General features: G+C 40.7%; 3 protein-coding genes. 1 reads left to right on the top strand and 2 read right to left on the bottom strand.

The features are described from left to right. The first annotated feature begins 69 nt into the window (after window positions 1-69). Window positions 70-978, top strand: coding sequence for a hypothetical protein (locus tag MV676_RS00015; RefSeq protein WP_297444200.1), 909 nt, complete (start codon window positions 70-72; stop codon window positions 976-978). On the opposite strand, the gene MV676_RS00010 is transcribed toward MV676_RS00015, so the two are convergent. Next, entirely contained in the window at window positions 970-1287 is a 318-nt protein-coding gene (locus MV676_RS00010) for a hypothetical protein (RefSeq protein WP_297444199.1), read from the bottom strand. The two genes, MV676_RS00015 and MV676_RS00010, sit on opposite strands and share 9 nt — an antisense overlap. 106 nt (window positions 1288-1393) lie before the next feature. Further along, on the bottom strand, window positions 1394-2182 hold a 789-nt coding region (locus MV676_RS00005), incomplete at its 5' end, for a hypothetical protein (protein ID WP_297444198.1).

The following is a 2182-nucleotide window of genomic DNA, read 5'->3' as shown; positions in this document are numbered from 1 at the left end:
TCTAAAAAGGAAAAGAAAGCAAACCAGAATTGTGGTATCTTTTAACCAAACCGGTAAAAGGAGACAACAGTGAGAGAGGAGCTTAACGAGGTTGGAGAAATACTGCTAACTGCAATGCTCTTTAAAGATATTGAGTGGGACGTGGTAAGGCTCTACGGAAGCAGGTATGTAGACCAGTGGCACAACCTGTCCAGAAAGGTCATTTACAGGATAAAAGAAAAACCCTATGACCTTGAAATAGACGTTAACGGAGTCAGGGGCAAGGTTGCAGACCTTTTAAACAGTGGAGCAAAGTTTAACATTAAAGCGTTTGGAAGAAAGACCAACACGAATACGCTTCTGTCCGCTGTGGCACTCTCTCTCCTGCCGGACGAGCAGGTAAAAGAGGCTGTAAAGACTTTTGACTACAATACATTCATGTCTGTATTAAGGGGAGAGGCGGGGTATTCTTCTCAAATGGTCTTAAACTACACAACATCTCTCTTCTGGACGGACGTTCTGCACATGATTGAAGGAAAAGTGAAAGATACTCACCACGGATACCTGTCGGTTCTATACTACGGCGACCCCATAAGGTTCTTAAACGAAGGAGTTTTTGTCTTTCATCACTCGTTTAACGATTGGGAAAAAACTACAACGTTCCTTTCCGATGCCGTTGATTCGCCGGATATGTTTCATGTTTCTCTTGAATCTTCCAGGAACTATCCCGATTTAAGGATGCTGAGGGCTGTAAGGGTAGATAAAATAGGGGAAAGAGAAATTGAAAAAGTAAAGGAAATACTGATGGAAACTCCTGACGCAGTAAGAAAGTCCCCTTCTATTCTCGTAGGAGCATACCTGCTCAGCAAGAAGCGACCTGAATTTTACCCCCTTGTAAGGGGATATGAGAAGGAACTTAAAAAAATTGTCAAGGAGAAAAGTCTGGCTGACGGGATAGAACCTGCAAAAAACAAAAGAAAAATTAGAAATCTACTTTGAAAACAGCTTTACGCATGTCCACTTTAACCTTTTTATGCTTTCTCTATCTTTTATTTTCCCGTCCGTGTTAACTATACTCCAATCGCAGAACCGCCATACCTTCAGGCTTGAAACAGAGGGGTTTTTCAGAAAAACATCCTCAACTGCTTTTTCAAGATAGTAGTAGTCTGTCCTGTCCATTCTTGAAATGTTTTTTAAAACTGTAATTCCTTTTTTCCTTTCGGCCTCTACCTTCTGCAGCGGATAAAAGCACAGTGCCATTCCAAACAGACAGGTCGCCCCTATGATACCGGCAAACCACATTTCCATTGCTTCTCCATCGCAGTTATATTAATTTTACCGTCAGGACAATTGTTTTTGGTTAAAGTGCAGAGAATTTTAACTATACTGTAATTAACTCGCCACTAATTTACGATTACAGTATTATTATTCTCTTCTTGCTTAAGGCGGACTCATCCTGCTTGAGAGAGTTAAACCGCCTCTTGTTAACGGCTATCTTGTGGGCTTTCATGTAGTTGTTCCCTCCTGCAGAACTTGAATGAGGAACCAGTATCCCTTCTTCTACTCTGAGAACGTTTTCTCCCTTCCTATACCTGACAGCGTTTAAAAGGCTAAAAACGGTATCAATTCTGTAATACTCTTTTTCTTTTTCTGTCAGGTAAGGAATTAAAAGTTCTCTTGCTTTCTGGTTTACGTATTCGCTTTTAAAGGATTCTATAAAAGTTTCAAGCAGTATAATCTTCTCGCTTGTAGGCAGGAAATCTGTGTAGTGTTCAAAGTTGTTAAAAAACCTGCTCAAAAGCTTGTTTTCCGCAATCTTCTTGGTTACTGCCGGGTAGTTTCCTATGTTAAACATAACGTTTCTGTAAAGGAAATCCTGCCTGTCCTCTTTTATTCTTCTAACAAACAGCTCTTTTACTGTTTCTGCGGATTTCTTATCCCAATCCTTTAGCTCTCCGGTAACGTAGTGTTCTATTCCAAAGAGTATGAGAGGTAGCTTGACATACTCCCCGGTAAGGGACAGGAAATACCTTGTCAGCTTTTCTGTGTCCTTGCTGTCATATACGTTCCACAGGTCGGCAAGTGCTTTTTCCTTAGGAATAACGCTCTGAAAGTAGTCAATGAGGGAATCAAGGGAGTAAAAAGCGGTATCGGGAATATACTTGTATCCTAATTTGTTCAGGTATTTAGCAAAAGACTGCCT

Source organism: Desulfurobacterium sp. (genome assembly GCF_027028515.1).
Lineage (GTDB): Bacteria > Aquificota > Aquificia > Desulfurobacteriales > Desulfurobacteriaceae > Desulfurobacterium_A.
Note: the sequence above shows the minus strand (reverse complement) of the source record. Positions and strands in the feature narration are given on the sequence as shown.

Bases quoted from the DNA above. Each gene is read 5' to 3' on its own strand.
- MV676_RS00010 (WP_297444199.1), bottom strand. From the start codon at position 1,287: ATGGAAATGTGGTTTGCCGGTATCATAGGGGCGACCTGTCTGTTTGGA.